Annotated in this window: 17 protein-coding genes; all 17 read right to left on the bottom strand. The window is 58.4% G+C overall.

Features of this window, described 5'->3' with window-relative positions; all coding sequences use genetic code 11:
* Positions 1 to 6 precede the first annotated feature (6 nt).
* On the bottom strand, positions 7 to 180 hold the full coding sequence (locus HMPREF1287_RS12415; RefSeq protein WP_023017060.1) for a hypothetical protein: 174 nt from the start codon (positions 178 to 180) through the stop codon (positions 7 to 9).
* Complete coding sequence (locus HMPREF1287_RS05595; protein WP_023017059.1) at positions 177 to 779, bottom strand: hypothetical protein; 603 nt, start codon at positions 777 to 779, stop codon at positions 177 to 179. Before HMPREF1287_RS05595 ends, HMPREF1287_RS12415 begins: the two co-directional genes overlap by 4 nt.
* Before the next feature lie 9 nt (positions 780 to 788).
* A complete protein-coding gene (locus tag HMPREF1287_RS12420) occupies positions 789 to 1,013 on the bottom strand; it encodes a hypothetical protein (protein WP_023017058.1) in 225 nt (74 codons plus the stop codon).
* A gap of 711 nt (positions 1,014 to 1,724) precedes the next feature.
* Entirely contained in the window at positions 1,725 to 3,242 is a 1,518-nt protein-coding gene (locus tag HMPREF1287_RS11920; RefSeq protein WP_023017056.1) for a hypothetical protein, read from the bottom strand.
* An 11-nt stretch (positions 3,243 to 3,253) separates the two neighbouring features.
* A complete protein-coding gene (locus HMPREF1287_RS05605; RefSeq protein ID WP_023017055.1) occupies positions 3,254 to 4,510 on the bottom strand; it encodes a hypothetical protein in 1,257 nt (418 codons plus the stop codon).
* Complete coding sequence (locus HMPREF1287_RS05610) at positions 4,511 to 5,482, bottom strand: hypothetical protein (protein WP_023017054.1); 972 nt, start codon at positions 5,480 to 5,482, stop codon at positions 4,511 to 4,513.
* A 79-nt stretch (positions 5,483 to 5,561) separates the two neighbouring features.
* Positions 5,562 to 6,287: a hypothetical protein gene (locus tag HMPREF1287_RS11925; RefSeq protein WP_156905101.1), complete on the bottom strand. Its 726-nt coding sequence runs from the start codon at positions 6,285 to 6,287 to the stop codon at positions 5,562 to 5,564.
* 12 nt (positions 6,288 to 6,299) lie between these two features.
* A complete protein-coding gene (locus tag HMPREF1287_RS05620) occupies positions 6,300 to 12,854 on the bottom strand; it encodes a phage tail tape measure protein (RefSeq protein WP_023017052.1) in 6,555 nt (2,184 codons plus the stop codon).
* 23 nt (positions 12,855 to 12,877) lie between these two features.
* Positions 12,878 to 13,576 (bottom strand): hypothetical protein, encoded by a 699-nt coding sequence (locus HMPREF1287_RS05625; protein WP_023017051.1) that lies wholly within the window; start codon positions 13,574 to 13,576, stop codon positions 12,878 to 12,880.
* Entirely contained in the window at positions 13,576 to 13,932 is a 357-nt protein-coding gene (locus tag HMPREF1287_RS05630; protein ID WP_023017050.1) for a hypothetical protein, read from the bottom strand. The genes HMPREF1287_RS05625 and HMPREF1287_RS05630 overlap by 1 nt, the downstream gene beginning before the upstream one ends.
* A gap of 138 nt (positions 13,933 to 14,070) precedes the next feature.
* On the bottom strand, positions 14,071 to 14,931 hold the full coding sequence (locus tag HMPREF1287_RS05635) for a hypothetical protein (RefSeq protein WP_023017049.1): 861 nt from the start codon (positions 14,929 to 14,931) through the stop codon (positions 14,071 to 14,073).
* A gap of 76 nt (positions 14,932 to 15,007) precedes the next feature.
* Positions 15,008 to 15,433 carry a hypothetical protein gene (locus HMPREF1287_RS05640; RefSeq protein ID WP_023017048.1) on the bottom strand — a complete coding sequence of 142 codons (426 nt, stop codon included), beginning with the start codon at positions 15,431 to 15,433 and terminating at the stop codon, positions 15,008 to 15,010.
* Positions 15,423 to 15,725, bottom strand: a complete 303-nt coding sequence (locus HMPREF1287_RS05645; RefSeq protein WP_023017047.1) for a hypothetical protein — start codon at positions 15,723 to 15,725, stop codon at positions 15,423 to 15,425. The genes HMPREF1287_RS05640 and HMPREF1287_RS05645 overlap by 11 nt, the downstream gene beginning before the upstream one ends.
* Positions 15,715 to 16,083 carry a hypothetical protein gene (locus tag HMPREF1287_RS05650; RefSeq protein WP_023017046.1) on the bottom strand — a complete coding sequence of 123 codons (369 nt, stop codon included), beginning with the start codon at positions 16,081 to 16,083 and terminating at the stop codon, positions 15,715 to 15,717. The genes HMPREF1287_RS05645 and HMPREF1287_RS05650 overlap by 11 nt, the downstream gene beginning before the upstream one ends.
* Positions 16,080 to 16,550, bottom strand: a complete 471-nt coding sequence (locus tag HMPREF1287_RS05655) for a Gp19/Gp15/Gp42 family protein (RefSeq protein ID WP_023017045.1) — start codon at positions 16,548 to 16,550, stop codon at positions 16,080 to 16,082. Before HMPREF1287_RS05655 ends, HMPREF1287_RS05650 begins: the two co-directional genes overlap by 4 nt.
* Positions 16,551 to 16,574: 24 nt before the next feature.
* Entirely contained in the window at positions 16,575 to 16,934 is a 360-nt protein-coding gene (locus tag HMPREF1287_RS05660; RefSeq protein ID WP_023017044.1) for a hypothetical protein, read from the bottom strand.
* A gap of 11 nt (positions 16,935 to 16,945) precedes the next feature.
* A complete protein-coding gene (locus HMPREF1287_RS05665; protein WP_023017043.1) occupies positions 16,946 to 17,878 on the bottom strand; it encodes a hypothetical protein in 933 nt (310 codons plus the stop codon).
* Between the last annotated feature and the right edge of the window lies 1 nt (position 17,879).

Below are 17,879 nucleotides of genomic sequence, written 5' to 3' on the forward strand. Positions count from 1 at the left end.
CCTCCTTTAGGTATGCGAAGACCCCACCGCTTTTGGGCTGATGGGGTCGAATAGGTCTGGCGTCTTATCCGGCGGGTAGCCCTCGAGGGCGGTGTGACCATAGCGGGCGCGGTACGCCCGGCCTTGGTGCTCGTACACCATGCCGTGCATTACAAAAATTCCCGGCTCCCACGTGGTCATGCGAGCTTCTTCCAGCCTGCCGGGTAGGCGTCTGGGCTGTATGCATTCGCATCGATGAGGGATTCGTACACGGCGCCGTTGTAGGTGACCTTGGCGCCCTTGGCGTAGGCATCGTGCGCGCCGGTTGGTTGCTTGAAAGCTTCGGGCTGCTCAACGGGCGGCTCCGGGGCCTGTGTTTCTTCCTCCGATGCCTCCGCCTCTGGCTCCTCGGGCGTCTTTGGGGTGATGCCCTCCCAGATGCGCCCATCAAGGGCTAGGGTGCCTGGCTCCCAGTGATTCAGTCCTGGGTGGGTGGAGCGCACGAGCTTGTCGCCGTAGCGCACAATATCGCCTTCGCGGTACATCATGGAATGATCCGTGCCTGGGTTTACCCATTCCGGCACGTCGCTAATCGTCACCGGTAGCTTCTCTGGGTCGGTCAAAGCATCCGGCAGCGGGAGTTTGCCCGCGTCCTGCAATTCCTTAACCACCTCAGCCTGAGCCTGCTCTACTGCGGGCTGGGCTTGTCGGCGCTGTACCTCGTCATCGAAAATCCAGCGGCGTAGTTCCGCAAAATCAACGCCGTTTAGGGCCTGAATCTGCTTCTTAATATCTTCCATTAATACTCCTTAATTGATGCGTTCCCACGTGCGTGGGTCATTCCACGGGTAGTGATAAAACGACGATTCATGCGTGACCAAGGCACGGTACGTGCCCTCCGCTGCGGCCGCGGGATACTCCCCACGCCCAATAGTCACAATGTCGCCTGCTTGGTAGGTCACACCTAGCTCGAATTTGCCCTTGCCACTACCGTTTTGTGTTGGCGGCTCCGGCTCGGGTTGCGGCGGCGTCACGCTACCCCCCCCCAGTGAGCTTCGGCAACGTCGGGTCAACGCCAAAAAAGTGGATAATTGCGAATCCGTCACCGCCCGCACCGGATGAACGGCCACCAAGAGTGCTGTTAAGCACACCACCGCCACCACCCATTTCCCCAGAGCTGGGGCTTAGTGAATCTCCACGCCCCGCAGTTTGGGGGCGGTAGCGTGAGCCAGGTGCACGGTTCAAATACCGGGCTTCACGCTCCGGCAAGCTATTCCAGCCATCGTCAGTGCCATCGGCTTGACTGACATCACGTATCGGCTCACCACCGCTGGCAGTCCAGGTTGATTGAGCATCCCACCCGTTGAACCGCGTGACGCCGCCAGAGTTACCACCCCCTCCTGGGCTGGTTCTGGCGCTCCCTCCCCCACCTACGATGACGCTAGCGCGCCTACCGGGATTCGATACCAAGTCAACCGTTAGTAATCGCAGCTGCCCATGGCCACCGCCACCAAAACCGTATCTGGATCTCTCGGTACCGTAGGCCCCGCTTGCACCACCCCCGGAAATCAAGATGCTCATAAAAGAAGCCCATTCGGGCACGTCCATGCCCAGGGTGCCGGGCGTGGTTTTGCGCCATTCTTCCACGCGGTTATAGACGAGCTTGTCCCCGGCTAGGAGAGCTCCGATGTGCTTATCGCCGAGGTGTACGGAATCCGGTGTCATCGCGGTAAAAACAGGCACTTTTACACCCCCACGATGTAGAGCGTATTCGGGTCTTTGCTGCTTATCCTGTCGTACTCGGCTTTTGAGCCTGTCCAAAAGTTAGCGCCCCCGCCGCCGGATTCCAGCGCTCCTACGCGGTCGCGTACGCTACTGACCTGCTCATCTACGTATTTCTTATTGGCGACGTGCTCCGCTTTTTGTGGCTCACCGTAGGCCTCTACCCAGCCATCATCGTCCGTGACGACAACATGCTTGCTATGGGGGAACGCTCCAGGGTCACCTATCGTCGAGGTGACGCCTTTGGAGCCGAAAAAGTCAGCGTCTGCCACGTACTCCGCTAGGTGGTCAAGCACCTGGGCCTTATCCTGCTTGCCATCCACCGCGCTATCCACGTATTGCTTAGTCGCGGCGTGATTATCACCAGCAGGGGCAGGTAGTCCACGGAGTTGGTTGTTCCGCATGTCCACGGCGGTTTGGTGCTCGAAAGTATTCCGGTCAGCCTGGAAAAGACCGCGCTGGTTGGTCTTGTCCCATGCGCCGAACTTTCCGGCGGCATTCGTGAAAAACTCATACTCATGCTGGCCGTTCTTCAAAAACAAGGACGTGGAAAAATTGCCCGAGCCATCATGCACCAGCGAGAAATGCTTACCCATCTCCACGCCGTCCTGACCACGCCGCACCACGTCAGATAGCTGCTCTACCTTGGCGTACTGGGAGAAGTCGATACCTTCCACAGTGCCGGGAGGCCCCTGCGGGCCACGCTGGCCTTGCGGGCCAGTCAGGTGTGGGGACTGCCTGCCGTTGACGGTGACCTGGTCACCATCCCAATGGGTGGACTCCGCAATTTCACGTATCTGCTGTGCGGATTCATCGGCACGCCCGGCAGCACTCTGAGCGTCACCAGCAGACGATGCGGCAGCAGTGGCGTGCCCCTCCGCTGTGCTTGCGTGGCCCTGGGCGGCATCGCGGGCTTCCTTAGCCCCGTCCCACGCCGTGCGGGCCTCCGAGCGTGCCCCCTCGGCCCTGCCCGCAGCAGCCTCAGCAGATTCAGCCGAGTATGCCGCAGCACCAGACGATAACGCCGCAGAAGACGCAGACTCACCAGCCTTACCAGCAAACTCCTTAGCCTCCGCAGCAGACGAAGACGCTGCACCAGCATGGCCAGAAGCCGACTCATCATGCTCCCGCGCTGAGTCCAGCGCCTCCATCATCTCCGCAGACAAGCGCTCAATCTCACGCGAGGCAGCCTCGTCCACCACCTGGGCGGCGCGCACCACATTCCGCAAAGACTGCTCGTCGGACTCGCCGACGACGATAGGAATCGTATCCACAGCACGCCCCTGACTAATCAGAGCGAGCACGGCGGGGCCAGGCAGGGCCGTAAACGACACCTCACCGTCCTGGACGGGGAAGCGGTCATTCCCCGTCGTCACCACACCAGTCGTATGGGTACGCACCTCACGAGCGTGCAGCCACACCTCCGACACCTGCGCCGCACGAGACGACACAAACAATAAATTTCCACTCACAGTAGGCATAAAAACCCTCCTTAATCAGGGACAATAATCGCCAAGCCAGCCTTCACCGACTCAAAAGCGCCCACGCGGAATTCCTTTTCGCGTTCCGACGAGCTCAAGAAAATCTGCGACGCAATCGGATAAGCCAAAATCGCATCAACCCAAGCAAAAATAGCCACATTCCCAGACCACGAACCCGACTTTGAGAAGACGATGTTGCCGCGGCTAATCGAAATCGCCCCCAGCGAACTAATACCCCCACCAGACGAAAACGCGATGAATTGCGGCTGACGGCGCTGCACATCCGCGATGACGTTATTCAAACGCCGCGACTGGTCCTCCAGGCGGGACTGATTGGCCTGGATTTCCTGCTGGCGACGGCGATTCGTCTCAATCAGATTCGTATTCGCCTCTTGGCCCTTCTTCAACGCCTCGTCACTACGCCGCAAAGCCTCGTTCGTTTCCTGCTGCACCCTCCACAATTGCGTATTCATCTGCAGGTAAGCGGGGATAAGGCCAGGGGCGGGCTCCTCACCATTACGCCGCAACTGACGATTCAACCCCTCCAACGACGCGAGCAAGTCCCGCTGGTGCTCACCCCCACCAGTCAACACGCCACGCACCGACTCCACATCAGCCCGACGCGCCGACGACTCAGCACTAATAGCCTGCTTGCGGCTACTAGCCTCAGCCTGAATCTTCGCATCCAGACCAGCCAAATCACGCCGGTCATCCACCACAGCCTTATAAATATCCGCATTCTCAGCCAGGCGCGCATCAGCATCAGACACCAATTGTCCACCTACGTGCACAGACCAATCAGTATCCGAGTGGTCCGTGCGCTTCGGCTCAATCCGGGTCACACGCAGCTGCACCACACGCCCCCAAATCTCTACATTTGCGACATCGCCCACGACGAAATCCTCAAAAGGCCGCCACGGCCCGAGACCAGCCAGGCTGATGTCCGACTCGAGGAAAAAATCACCCGAGGTGCGCTGCGCCGCTTCGTCCAGGACGCGTTCCACGTTCGACGCCGGCGTGGCACCCTCGCCCTTGGCGGTAATGTCCACGTCAGCGCGCACGAACCGTCGGAACATCCCACCGACACGCTTACGCGGCCCGAGGCTGGACACGTAGGCGAGCTCATTGCCTGGTGCGGCCACGTCGTACACGTCCTCCAGGTTCACGCCCTCAGGCAGCGTGAGGTTGTATTTCCCGAACGCCGTCGACGCGAGCGACCGCAAAACCGTCACTTGGGCGGAATCAGCCACAAAATACGGCACCGGCATCTAAGCCACCTCCTTGACCGTCATCACGGTCATCGCATGCTCAAAACTCCGATACGACAAAGTGCGAGACGAATCACCCTCGGACGGCGTAATATCCACATCCCGCGGCGCCATGTCGGATGTCGCCTGATTCCAGCACCGCACCGGCGCATCACCAGGCCACCACAAATAAGCACCCAAAATCACGCCAGCGTTCTCAGCCTGCCCACTCACCGTTTCCCACAAGAAACCATCGCGGGCTTCTAGGCTGATTTCTGCCGACGTATCCAACTCCGGCACCTCAACCACGTGGTACGGGTCATCGACCCATTTTGTGCCATCGGGGTCAGCTTGGGTACGCATCGCCGCGTCTAGGGATTCTTGGGCCAGGCGGCGGATGACGAAAGCAGCAGGCCCGTTTTTCCACACAAACATCGGCCTCGTTGCCAGCTCCACGCGTGCCATGTACCTGGTCTTTTTGTACTCCAGGCCAGACTCGTCGGATTCTGCCTCGTAGGGCTCAGCTTTCCACCACGCTGCAGGCCACGACACTGCAGGTACGGTGTGCCACACGTCCATCAGGTTTAGGGCGTTAATCGTGATTTCTGCGGGCACGCCATCATTGGTGGGGTCATTACCAACGGCGTGCACAATCGCCCCGCCGCGGCGCACCACCGTGCCGTTCTTGCCGGGGAATGCCGCGAGCAGCATGTAATCGCCCTCGGCGGTAGGCAGCTGGCCGGACGGGTCGAAATCATCAATCGCCGACGTGAGCAAAAGCTCCGTGACGCGATTGGGGCGCCCATGCTGGTCACGTGCAGGGAATGTCATCTGCAAATCAGCCGCGTCCATCCACTGCTCCGGCGTGTCATGCTCCGACGGCATCGGCAGAGTAAAAAGCGGCGCACCGTCAGCATCACCAATCCCATACCAGCGGCCCTGTGTCCGCACTGTGTGGTTGACGGTCTTTTGCCACGAGTCCCAATCGGTCATGCTCACACCTCACAAAGAATTCAGTTAGAAAAATAAGGGGAGGCGGGGCCACACCTCCACATTCTTTAGGCCCACATTTTTAGCTCCACGGGTCAGCCACACTAATCGTCCACTCAAGCTGAGCGCCCGCGGGTAGCTTCCACACGCCCTCGCCGCCCGGCGGCACGCTTTCGGGAAAAGCGCCGTCCAGGCGGAGATTCATCGGATTCAAATCCACTATTGCTTCCGACTCCACAGCCGGAAGCGTAAAAGTCGCCGTCGATGGGGTTGTGACCACCCCGCCGGCGCCCTCGTAGCGGATTTTTGGCCATACTGGGACATCACCGTGATTCGTCACTGTGACAGTATTAGTGCCGGTCATCAGTGACGATTTCGCAACCCCGGCCGCGCACACCACCGGCACCGACAGCACTTCAGCGGAACGCCGCCTCATGTCTACCGGCACGCCCGGCAATGCCCCGTCAACGACGAGCTCAAACGTCAGCGGCGACAGTGGATTATCCGACTCAATACTGAGCACGCACGGATTATCCCAGTCTGCCGCCGCCCACCCTTGGCGCAAACGCCGGTACACGTCCTCCAGGTCACGACCCTCACGAGCTTTCAGATAAAACTCCAGCTCTGCTTGAATCGGCCCGAAACGACGCGCCCCCGGCAACACACCGGCACCGCCCGGCACCGCAATGTCAGACCGAGACGAGTTGGCTTTCAGCTCCTCCAGCATGCCGTACGGGGCAAGCACCTCAGACTCCCGGTCAGTGCCGGTAAGCCGCCACTTGTCCCCAAAGGGCGTAATCAACATCACGTCCAGCATTGTTTAGACACGCTCCTTTCGACGAGCCGTAGCCACCTCACTAGCCGAGCGCACGATACGGTAATCCGCACTCGTGCCAGCCGTCACCTCAGCCAGCAATTGGTCAATCTGGTCCGCGGTGTACATCTTCGCCCCGTCCAGGTGAATCGTGGTCTCCCGGCGAATTTGGTCACGCACACCCTGGGTGGCGTACTTCTTGTCCAGCTTCCAGTCCACACCAGCCGCGGCCGCAGCATTACTATTAGCCTCAGCCGCCCGCAAATACTCGCCGCGCAATTCCTCATTGCCCTTAGCGAACGCATTCGCCGACTGCTCCAGAGACTTAATCGTATACTCAAGCCCCCGGATGGTGCGCTCAAGCGGATTCGACTTGTCGTACAAGTCCATCTCGGACTTAAAGTCCTCGACTTGCCGTTCGAGCTGCTTTTTCTGGTCACGCGCATCATAAATCGGCTTCAACGCCTCATTGACACGCAGAGCCGTTTCCGCGTCCGCCAGCTGCGGCATCTGTGCACGAAGCACAGCGGTGGGGTCACCACCGCGAGCTGCAGCCCGCGCCATCATCTTCAAAGTGCGGTCCAGGTCGCCACGATTAATGTTCGTGCCGGTCTCCTTGACCACCGCATCCAAAGCGTTCTGCAGGGACTGCAGCTTCGCCTGCTGCCCACGGTACTCATTTGCATGAGACCCACGCGCACCAAGCTTCGCGCCCCACCGGCCGAAAAGGTTTCTGTCCATGGCTTGTTTGACTTCCGCCATTTCAGCCATAATCTTCGCCACCTGCGCAGTACCGGTAGCGTCCACCAGGTCGACGCCGGCGACTTTCGCGGACATGCGAATCAGCCGCTCTTGCGCCGTCAGCAAATCCTGCTGGTTTCGCACGTTTTGGCGTGCAGCAGCAGCCAACGCGGCTTCGGCCTTAATATGCTCCAGGCGAGCAGTAACCTCACCCTTGAGGGCTTCGGCACGCGCCTTTTCGTAGGTGTACAGAGCACTGATAGCCGCATCAGACCATTCCTCCAGCACACCCTGCGACTGCTTCGCCTGGTATGCCATATACGAGTCCCAGTCCTCATGCAGACCCATCAGCTTCAGCTGCGCGATGGTCGCACCGCGCTTAATCTCCGCATCCAACGCCAGGCGGGCCTCAGCCACCTTTAGTGCGCCCTCAGCTTCCGCAATATAGCGGTCATGCTGAGCAAGCATCAGGTTGTATTCTGCTTCCCGCTGCGCATTAGCACCACGCACCAGCGCCTGCTGCAAATTGACCACATTGGTCTCTAGCTCCATGGTGAGCTTCGCGTAATCCGCGATAATCGCCCACCCATCAGCCAAAGCCTTCAACGCATCAAGGCGAGCCTTCCGAATCTTCTCGATAAGCTCCAGCACCCCGCCGACAATTTGCGTAATGATGGAAATACCGACCTTAAGCAGGTCGAGTGCCATACCCAGGGTGATACCGGCAGGACCGGCAAAACCGGCCAAGGCACTAATCGCACCCACTACCTGCTGCAAACCAGCATTAACCGCCGGCATCGGTGCGCCCATGTTAATGAGCTGTGTGGCGAGCTGTTCCGCTTGCGGAATCAGGCCCTTAATCTGCCCCTGCGACAGCAATACGATGTTGTCGAGGTCCATGGCCTGCTTCTTGCGGGCTTCGACGAGCTCCTGTTCCGCCTGGGTCACGGCCTCATTGGCCTTAGTGACCTCGTCGGCGTGCTTCTGAGCATTCTCTTCCGTGCTCTTATCTACCTCCTCGCGGACTTCCTGCAGTTTCTTCTCGGCTTCGGTGACCTTATCGGCGGCCTTTGCGCGGGCATCCTCAGAATCGGCCTTAGCCTTTTCAGCCTTTGCCTCATCGAGTGCCTTTTGCGCATCGTCAATCCGCTTCTGGTCGTCCTCGGACACGCCAGATGGGTTGTCGGCCAGGTCTGCAGCGGCCTTACGCGCCTCCTGCAAGGCCTTTTCCTTATCGGCCAAGTCCTGCACATGGCCGACAGCGCGAGCGCGAGAATCCCACAGCGTGTCCTCCGCGTCGAGAATCTGCGTGATTACCTCCGCGCCCGGCAGGTCCAGACCGAGGTCTAATAGACGACGCACACCCTGACGGGCATTAATCCCCTCAATACTGTGATAATCCCCGGCCTTAGCCATCCAGTCTTGCGCATCATCAACAGCACGAGCAATGACCTCAGTTTGCTGCTTAATTGCAGGTACTAGGTCACCCACGCCGCGAATCATGTCCGAGATACTCGACCACTGAGCCGCCGTAAACACCGGCTCCGGCCGACCAGACTGATTCATCGCCATACCACCATGCGGCAGCCAGCCACCCTGGTCATACAGCTTCGGCAGGTCGACGATACCACCGAGGGCATAGCCACCGGCGCGATTATAGCCATTAGGCAAAGACCCATAAGTGGCCATCGTGTAGTTCATCGATGCACGCAGGTTAGCCTCAGGGTCATAAATATCGTCATAACCTGGGTCCTTATGCGCCTGGAACGTCGGGTCAATGACCTGCATCAGGCCCTTAGATGGCGTGCCTCGCATGGCGTTAGAATCCCAGTCGTTAATCGCATGAGGATTACCGTTGGACTCCTGGTCCATGCGGCGAAGCACCGTATCTGCCAGGCTTACCGGCTGGCCCTTGGCCTTGAGGACAGATTCCACCATTGGGCGCCACTGCTCCACACCGGCGCTACCGTTGTATTCCACCTCCTTTTCACCGGCCTTGCCAGTGATGAACTCCCACGCCGAGCTAACCAATTTCTTGGCCATTGCGCCCGGGAGCTTGCCCCACTCGCCGAATTTCTCGGCTCCGGGGAAATCACCAATCTTGTCGACGAACTTATCCCAGAGGCCCTTGACCACGCTGATTAGGCTCCAGCCACCTCCGCCTGCGCCGGGGACGTCATCGAGGACGATGTCGTCACCGTCGAAGCGGATTGGCGAGTGCGTCGCCCAGTGCACGTGGTTGGTGTGGTCCGCGTTGGTGCCAGCACCAAAGTTGATTTCCGCGCCGTCGCTCAAGTTCTGCCACCCGTCCAGCGGGTAGTGAATGAGCTCGGCAGAATTGTGGAAATTCTTGTAGATAGCCCGCGCCAAAGCTTTCGACCCTGGGGTCGGCATCTGCGTTGCATACTGGCCATCGCCAGCCTGCCAGTCCGTTGCCTTTTGCGACGCGAAATCGTGATACGACCCTGGCTCACTACGAGACGCCGACGTCAGGGTGAACAGGCCCGGGAAGAACTTCGACACGAACTTTGCTTGCGCCGCCTGGACAGGCGACAGGGCGCCCGCAATGTTGGTGAATCCTCCCCCGGCGAAGTTGCCGAGGTCGATGATGCCGCCGTTCGCGAAGTGCGAATGCTCGAGGCGCTTGCGCACCCCGTTCACTCCACCTTGGCGGGCGGTGCGGTTGACGTTGTCGACCCAGTCTTTACCGAGGGCGCGGGTGGCTTCCGGTCGCAAAATAGCCTCACCACCGGACAGGCCAATCCGCATTCCCGTACGCGGGTCCACGAAATTGTACGGGTCCCGGCCCGGGGTGTAGCCCGGCAGAATACCGCCCGAGGCGAACTTAATTTCTTTCAGCTCGTCCAGGCCCACATGCGTGGCAACTGCGTTCCACGCCCGGCGAATGCCGTTGTTGTAGACGGTGTTGACGACGAACTCCACTGGTTTGCGGGTCTTGTCGCGAATATCGTCCCAAATGCGGCCGATATTATCGACAGTCTGCCTAAACCAATCTTTGACGGTGTCCAGACCGGATTTCAGCGGACTGAACACATTCTGGTCAATCCACACCCAGCCCTTGTGCAGCTGGTCTCCCATCCAGTCCCACTTTTCGGCAATCCACGTCACGACGTCCAAGAAATTCTGCCAGAGATTCTTATAGCCGTCGATGGCGCGCAAAATGACGTTCTGGTAAACCCAGTTCCACACGTCGGACAGCCGGTCCGCCATCCACTGCCACTTCTCAGCAATCCAGTTGATGACCTGCTGGACGTTATCCCACAGCATCTTGAGGGCATCAACGTAAAACATAATTACGTTGTCGTAAATCCAATTTACGATAGTAGACAGCGTATCCGCCATCCACTGCCATTTTTCGCCAATCCAACCAAGCGCATCTTGGATGGCGGGCCACAGGGTATTCTGGAAAAAGTCCACCATGGGGCGTAGAACGTTGTCGCGAATCCAGCCCCACACGGCAGAGAACGTATCCGACAGGGCCTTCCAGGCGTCACCAATCCAGGTAAATACCTGCTGCAGCCCAGGCCACAGCACGTTGGTGGCAAAGTCCACGAGGGCCTGGAACACGGGCCGGACAATGTTATCCCACGCCCACGACAATCCGTCCCAGACGCTAGTCAGCAGCTCACCAAGCATGGTGAACACGGACTGCATGACGGGCCAGAAATTATCCTTGATGTAGCCCAGGAACTCGAAAATTTTGTCCCAGACCGCAGTAAATACGCTAAAGACGGTCTCGGCCCACCAGGTGAAAGCCGAGATGACTTTTTCGATGATGACCTGGGCGATTTCCTGGATTGTCTCGATGATGGGAGACATGGCTTCCCGCGCCTCGCCGAATTTCTCGACCGCGCTATCCCACAGGCCCTTAGCCCAGTCGAAGAAGCCGGACATCTTCTCCTTGACCGCGTCCCAGCCGGACTTGAGTACGTCCATGAATTGGGACCAGATTTCCTTACCGGTCTCGGTCTTGGTGAAAAACCACGTCAGACCGGCCACCAGGGCGGCAATCGCAGAAATCACTAGGAAAATAGCGTTTGCCTTCAAAGCTTTGTTAAAGAGCTTCGTCTCAGCCGTAGCCAGCTTCGTCACCGTTTTATACAGGCTCATCGCCCCATTCCAGGCTTTCACCGCGACGACTGCGGCAGCCATAGAGCCTGCAAAAGTGCCCAAAGCGACACCCAAAGGTGTTAGCCAGTCACTGTTCTTCTGTACCCACTCGCCAAAGTTTTTAAATGCCGGGATGAGACTATCGGTAACCCACTTAGCCAAGGATGCGAATTTTTCCGCGACGACGTCCAAAGCAGGCCCAAGACTTTTGTATAGTTCTGTCGCTACTGGCTCCAAAGCAACCATAACCTGGGTCTTGAACTGGTCCCACTTTTCGCCAAAATCGGCGGTCTCTTCAGCCAGATCGCCGATAGTGTCCGACGTGGCACCCGTGGCACCCATGAAATCCTCTACGGACAGGGTTCCAGTTTTCACCGCATCCACAAATTGGGCGGCGCCGCGAGTGCCGAAAATACCCGCAGCCATATCAATGGCCGCTGCTTCATCACCAGCGTTAATGAAATCTTCAATAGACCCAATAGTTTCTTTCAATGCTTCCGGCGCGTCACGGCCCTCAGCCGCAAACTCCGCCAAAGCACGCTGCATCGACTGCAGCGTCTTATCCGCATCCAAGCCAGCCTTATCCATCTGACCAACCAAGGCCGCAGAATCAGCCATCGAAAAGCCGAAACCACGCAGCGACGGGCCCGCCTTTACCGCAGAATTCGACAGCTCAGTAATCGTCAACCCCGTGGCCTGGGAAATCTGGAACAGCTCATCCAAAGCGTCCGGCATGTCCTTAGCTTCAACACCGAAACCGCTCATCGCCTTAGATACTTCATTAATGTCCGCATCGACACCCAAATTCTGCAGCTGCAGGAATTGGGACGTCATCTTTTCCAGCGGCTCCCCGGTCAGCCCAAGGCGCGTATTCAAATCAGCCAGAGTGGTACCAATAGCACCCATATCAGAGCCGACGCCAATAGATTCCGTGGCGACGTTGCGCATTGATTCTTTAAGGTCATCGAAAGCTTGACCAGATGCACCCGTACCCACGCGGATACTATCGTATGCGTCATCAAATTGAGAGCCCATATCGAAAAGGGCTTTACCTGCAACGACAGCGCCGCCAGCTAACGCGGTGAACCCAGCTGCTGCCTTAAGCTGCCAATTCTCCAGCAACTCAGACTGAGCCGCCGCATCACCAGCCGCATCACCAGCCTCACGCATAGCGCCGGCCGATTCCTTCGCGCCATTAGCGTTCTCTTTTTGAGCATCACCCAGCTTGCCCAAAGTTGCATTCAAATCATCAAGCTGGTTCTTGTGCTTTTCTTCCGCGACGCGAGTATCAATCTCCGCCTGCTCCAGCTTTTCCGTCTCACCAATTAGGCGTGCTTTCGCCTCCTTGACCTTGGCGAGCTCAGAAAGGCCCTTATCGCCGCTTTCCAGAGCAGTCTGGTACTTTTCTTCCGCGTCCTGCAACTTCAGGGTAGCGGCCTCAACCTTTTCTTTCTGTGCCGCCTGCTTCGACGCGGACTTCTCGTAGGCGCGGTCCAGGTCCTGCAGCTTCGACGACGATGCCCGCACCTGCCGTTCGAGGTTTTCAACACTGCTGCCCAGCCCGTCACTGATTGCCTTACCGGCGGCCTCACCCGACTTTTTCGCGGGCTTCTCCAGGCGCTCAGAAAACTCCTTGGACATCCCACGAAAAGTTGGCACGACGGGGACGGATACGAATCCAGCAGCCATTTCAAAACCTCAATTTCCCCCACCTACGTGGGCTCTAATTCCTCCAGCATCCGCAGCGACTCCGACTGCGAAGATTCAAACGACCGGCCACTACCATCAGACAGCACACGCCGGCGGTCTTGGGTCATGCGCTCACGCTTCTGCGCGGCGATACGCGCCTGCTCAGCCTCTTGCTCCAAATCAGTAGGCGACTTAATAAATGAATGCTCAAACCCCTGGTCCATGAAGCTGGTGTGGAATAGCACGGCCGCAAGGCCTGCTTTATCAATCGGCTTCACGTCGAAACGCTTCGCGCCCACACGTGTTTCCGGCCGGTCCAGCAAATCTTGATACAGCGCCACTACCCGGCGCGTGGACAGGGGGCCTTCGGGGTCAAGCCAGTCACGAATATCCACCCCAATACGCAAAAGGTCCACCTCAAGCAGGTCAGCATCTTCGAGGGCGTGGGTGGCCAGTGCCAGCTTGAAAATACTCAGCCCCACCGCCTCCAGATACGCGACAAGCTGGTCATCGACCCCACCGTTAATCATCGCCGTGGTCATGGACTTTATCCGCGAGTCATCATCCATGAGCCACCACAGTAGGCGCGGGTTAACCAGTAATTCTGGTAGGTCGTCGTGGCCGAGCCACATGGGGTCACGCCGCGCCGTAAAGCGCCGGCGACCGCACGTAAACTCCACCCAGCTGCCCGGCTCATCGTCCAAAATCAGCCGGGCGGACATTACTTCTTATACTTCTCAGACTCGGGCAGCTCATCCGCACGCCGAACAATTGGGGCGATTACCTCACGCAAGTCCTTTTGCGTCGCGCCAACCCAATCCAGAAGCTTACGAGTCTTCTCGGGCAATTTCGCCATAAGCATTCCGCCAACGTTGCCTTCAGCAACCAAAGAAGCAAAAGACGCAGGCAGGTCGTCATTATCTAAAAGGACGCTGACATCGACCAGCGCACCGTTGGTAAGCTCCACGTCCTTTTCGGTGTAGATACGATTTTCGACGGTCCCCTTAACTTCGGGCGCCGGGTCGAGGACCTCAACCTCATCGTTCTTCTTGGTGGTGTTTTTCTTTGCCGTGGCCATGGTGATTCCTCCTATGGAATTGAATAAAGCCCCGCACTTTACGGGGCTTAAAAGTGGTGGTGATTCCTCGACCTTGGAAGTCTGTGTTAGGGCCTTGCGCGGAATCACCACAACAAAGACGCAAGGCCCATCAGCTAGCTACATCTCGCCGCCGAGGTCGCCGGACTCTTCCTCAGAATCTGGCAAGCCGCCAGCTTCCTCTTCCTCAGAGCCCACGCCCGGGCCGCGAGGCTCATCGCTCGGGCGAACACCCTCAGCAGAGCCCTCAGCGACCTCACCCGTCTCCGGATCCTTGTACTCGTACAGGTTGACGTGGTCGGACTTGTCTTCCGCCACGACCATTGCGGTCAGGCCACTGGACGAAGCCTGCGGGTGGAACGCAGTACCGGCCTCAATCTGCTCCTTGACGTCAGCGACGTCCTTAAAGACCTTTTCCTCCACGCGAACCACGGAGCCATCCTCTCCGACGATGTAGAAACGCTCCTCGTAGTAGCGCTCATCGTCACCATTGTTGAACGTAATCTGAACCGGGCGAGCCTGCGGGTCCTTAGCGGTCGCACGCTCATTGACCACAAGGTCAGCCTTTTCACGAGACACCCAAATACGCACCAGGCCAGAGGTGAACTTGTGCACGAAAGCGATGTATGCCTTTGCTACCTGGTCAGAGTGCTTGCCGTAGGTGGTGCCGTCCTGCACAACCGCGCCCGGGTTTTCGATGTAGCGCATGACCGGCGAGCCAGCGATACCGTCCACCGCGGCGGTAATAGCGCCGGAAGTGTAGGAAGTGGAGGACTGTCCACCGGTCAGGTTGGTGGTGTTGGACGAGACCTCACGGGTGTGGGAGTGCTGGGAGTCGGTGGGCTCCAGGCCGAGGGATTCCCACTCGCCGACGAAAGCACCGGTCTTCTTGTCAATGATTGGAGTGTCGGAAAAGTTGACGAGAACTTCGCGGTCTTCCAGGACGCGCAGGTCAAGGCCAACGCTACGATTCTTAGCCATTACTATCCCCTTTCAAAAGGACATAAATAGAACTTATGACCACCCCATACAAGGTGGCCAATGGAAAAATGTGTGATTACTGCGCCGACGGGGTGAAAAACATCTTCGCGATACCGACCGACAAAGACATCGTCGACACAAACCCCGTCGGCTGATACGACGGACCAGACCCGAAAAAACGCGAGCTGGACCGGGACACACCCAGCCCGATACCCGTCATTCCTTGGGTTAAAGCTGTGTACAAGTTGCGACCGAGACGGCGTACCATCTTGTGGTCAGGCCCGTACACGCTAATTTTGACGAGGTCACGCGAATGCGCCACCCCGTCCACCTCTGCCGTATCCCCACCAACCACGACGGCCATGCCGTCGGTGTGGCAGTTATATCCATCCGGCAGGAAGTGAAGATGAACCATGTCATGGTCCGCTTCCGGGATGAGTCTTAGAACGTGCTTGTGTACCAGCGCGGGCGGGTCAGGAGTTACCCCGAAATCAGGAAGCATCCTTCACCGCCTTAGTGATGAAACCGTCCTTGGCCTGCTTAGCGACAGCGCCAGGGTGGCGTACCGTCACCACCTGCGTAGGGCGGTTCGTTCCACGGGTAGCGTGGGTGATTTTCACGACCTCACCGCTGTCATCATCGAGGAAGGCACGGTCACGCTCGGACATCTCATTGACTTCGGGCCAGCGAAGTTCAATGTACTTTTTCACCTGCTCCGCCTTCTTACGAGGCGCTGCCTTCACCTGCGGCGTGGCAGCCATCTGCTTGAAGAGCTCGTGATAGTTAAGCGACACCGTCACTGACCTCCCCACGCTCCACAATGAATACAACCTTCGGCTGGTGCCACGACACCACAGGACGCCTACCTACGCTGTAATCAAACGAGCGGCGCTGCTGCACCGTATAGTCCTCGCCACGAATGGTGACCGTATCCCCATCGGCCACCACCGTGCCCGGTGGGGCTAGCACCTGCAGCTTCGTAATATCCCCATGGGTAAAACCATCGCCTTTAACGACCTGGTCACCCGCGGGGGACACTACACAGTGCTCAATCACTTTTCCCGGCGCGTACTGCGGGCGTCCACGATGGTCACGCCCCACCATGCCACCTTTCACAGTGACAGGCTCACCAGACTGGTCAGGTCGCATCATCGGTACCACCTGCCCTCGGCGAACTCCGCACCGTGGTGGTGGTCGCGGCGCCGTTGCCCGAACGGGATAACCTGCCCGCCGCGCCCCATCGGCATACCGCCGGCTAACAGGCCAAGAAGTGCAAGGATCTCATCATCAATCCCCACGCCGCCCCACTGGATGCCAATGCCCTGCGAGTATGAGATGGAATCCGACTGCGGACCGGTCGTAGATGATACGGACGCACGCCCGATGTCCTCACCGATGAGTACGGCTTTGGACACCATGACAAGCACCGCTTGCTTCACCGCGGTGGAAAGCCACGGTTTAGCAGCAATTTCTGCTTCCAGGTCTCGTCCGCGGCGACCGAACTCCATGTCGATGAGATCAACCGCACGTTTGATGAGTTTTCCCATGCGGGTGGTTTCATCGTCGGTGAGTGTGCGCGGCAGGATGCCGGCCACGTCGTTGGTGGTGATGGTAATCATCTCCGGCCTCCTTTCCTCGCCCGGCTAGGCGTTGACAACCTTGGTGATGAATCCGACGATTTCCGGCTTCTTGGTAAACCCGGTCAACTTAATGCTGTTGACGCGGGCGTATTCCTTCCATTCCGCAGTCGGCGCGGTCTTCTTTGGCAAAGGTGGGTAATCCCCACCAGACGTGGCGTCTGGCTCTAGGGTTTCCTCCTCTACTGATTCAACCTCGACAGCAGCAGGCGCTGGAGTCTCTGCAGGAGTCGGGTCAGCGACAACCCCCATCTCGCGAAGCTTGTCCATATCTGCAGCATCAACCTCGATGGTCTCGCCAGAACGGTGAACGATCGTCGACCCAATGGGATAGCGCGCCGCCTTAGCTAGCAATACCTGCGGCATGCTCACCTCCTTTAAATAGCGCCAGTGATCTTCACAGCGGCCTTAGGTGCACGCACCACCAGGCTGCGGAAGTGAACATAGTCGGAGCGCCAGGACAGGCGTGGGCCACCGATACCGGACTGGCCACCCTCCTCGTACCAGTCAGAGAACAGCGGTTCACCAGTCTGGAAACGAGTGCCCAGGCCACCGGTCAGGGTGTCGGAGATGACGTAGGTTTCGCCGTCCTTCATGCCCTCATCAACGATGAGATTGAACTGCTCACCGATGAGGGGCTGCTGGCCCAGCGGGGTAAAGCGTGGGTCAGCGTGAGCCATGTCTCCCGTGTAGAGGTCAGTGACCTGCTTATTACGCTTCAACGCGTTGATAGTACGGCGGTTACCCAGCACGTACTTGCCGGAGTAGCCGAAGCGCTTACCGTTGTCGTCAACAGTGCCAGCGAGGAGGTCGTCAGCGGCGTAGAGGTCATCCATGGCCTTAGCCTCAGCGGTATTCCACTTTGCATCGACCGGCAGTTCTTCCACATTGGCGCCTGCCAGTGCGGCGATAGCCTCGCGGCCATTACGGCGACGAATTTCCGCAGCACGGCCCACGAGCTCGCGCTGGATAGCGGAGCCGGTGCCGAAGTTGCGCTGCTGGTAGGACACGCGCAGGCCAATACCAACTGGGGTGAGGTCGGTGTAGCGACGCTCTCCGCGCAGCGGGTCACCAACAGGAATTTCGGCGAACTCGGCGACCTTCTGGACTTCCTCTTCCAGGCCAGCCGCGGTATCGAGGTTGTAGCCGACGGTCAGCTCACCGACGTTGAACGGGTCGAACAGCAGGTCGTAGAACTGCTCGCCCTCCATCAGCTCAGTGATAGCTGCCTCGATGAGTTCAGAGGAGGTCAGAATGTCCTTGACAGAGAGGTCTGCAAGGTCATCGAAATAAGAGTTAGAAGTGCTCATT

It is taken from the genome of Corynebacterium sp. KPL1986 (assembly GCF_000477975.1).
GTDB lineage: Bacteria > Actinomycetota > Actinomycetes > Mycobacteriales > Mycobacteriaceae > Corynebacterium > Corynebacterium accolens.

Coding starts and splice junctions, on each gene's coding strand:
- HMPREF1287_RS12415 (WP_023017060.1), bottom strand. CDS start 180: ATGACCACGTGGGAGCCGGGAATTTTTGTAATGCACGGCATGGTGTAC.
- HMPREF1287_RS05595 (WP_023017059.1), bottom strand. CDS start 779: ATGGAAGATATTAAGAAGCAGATTCAGGCCCTAAACGGCGTTGATTTT.
- HMPREF1287_RS11920 (WP_023017056.1), bottom strand. CDS start 3,242: ATGCCTACTGTGAGTGGAAATTTATTGTTTGTGTCGTCTCGTGCGGCG.
- HMPREF1287_RS05605 (WP_023017055.1), bottom strand. CDS start 4,510: ATGCCGGTGCCGTATTTTGTGGCTGATTCCGCCCAAGTGACGGTTTTG.
- HMPREF1287_RS05610 (WP_023017054.1), bottom strand. CDS start 5,482: ATGACCGATTGGGACTCGTGGCAAAAGACCGTCAACCACACAGTGCGG.
- HMPREF1287_RS05620 (WP_023017052.1), bottom strand. CDS start 12,854: ATGGCTGCTGGATTCGTATCCGTCCCCGTCGTGCCAACTTTTCGTGGG.
- HMPREF1287_RS05625 (WP_023017051.1), bottom strand. CDS start 13,576: ATGTCCGCCCGGCTGATTTTGGACGATGAGCCGGGCAGCTGGGTGGAG.
- HMPREF1287_RS05630 (WP_023017050.1), bottom strand. CDS start 13,932: ATGGCCACGGCAAAGAAAAACACCACCAAGAAGAACGATGAGGTTGAG.
- HMPREF1287_RS05635 (WP_023017049.1), bottom strand. CDS start 14,931: ATGGCTAAGAATCGTAGCGTTGGCCTTGACCTGCGCGTCCTGGAAGAC.
- HMPREF1287_RS05640 (WP_023017048.1), bottom strand. CDS start 15,433: ATGCTTCCTGATTTCGGGGTAACTCCTGACCCGCCCGCGCTGGTACAC.
- HMPREF1287_RS05650 (WP_023017046.1), bottom strand. CDS start 16,083: ATGATGCGACCTGACCAGTCTGGTGAGCCTGTCACTGTGAAAGGTGGC.
- HMPREF1287_RS05655 (WP_023017045.1), bottom strand. CDS start 16,550: ATGATTACCATCACCACCAACGACGTGGCCGGCATCCTGCCGCGCACA.
- HMPREF1287_RS05660 (WP_023017044.1), bottom strand. CDS start 16,934: ATGCCGCAGGTATTGCTAGCTAAGGCGGCGCGCTATCCCATTGGGTCG.
- HMPREF1287_RS05665 (WP_023017043.1), bottom strand. CDS start 17,878: ATGAGCACTTCTAACTCTTATTTCGATGACCTTGCAGACCTCTCTGTC.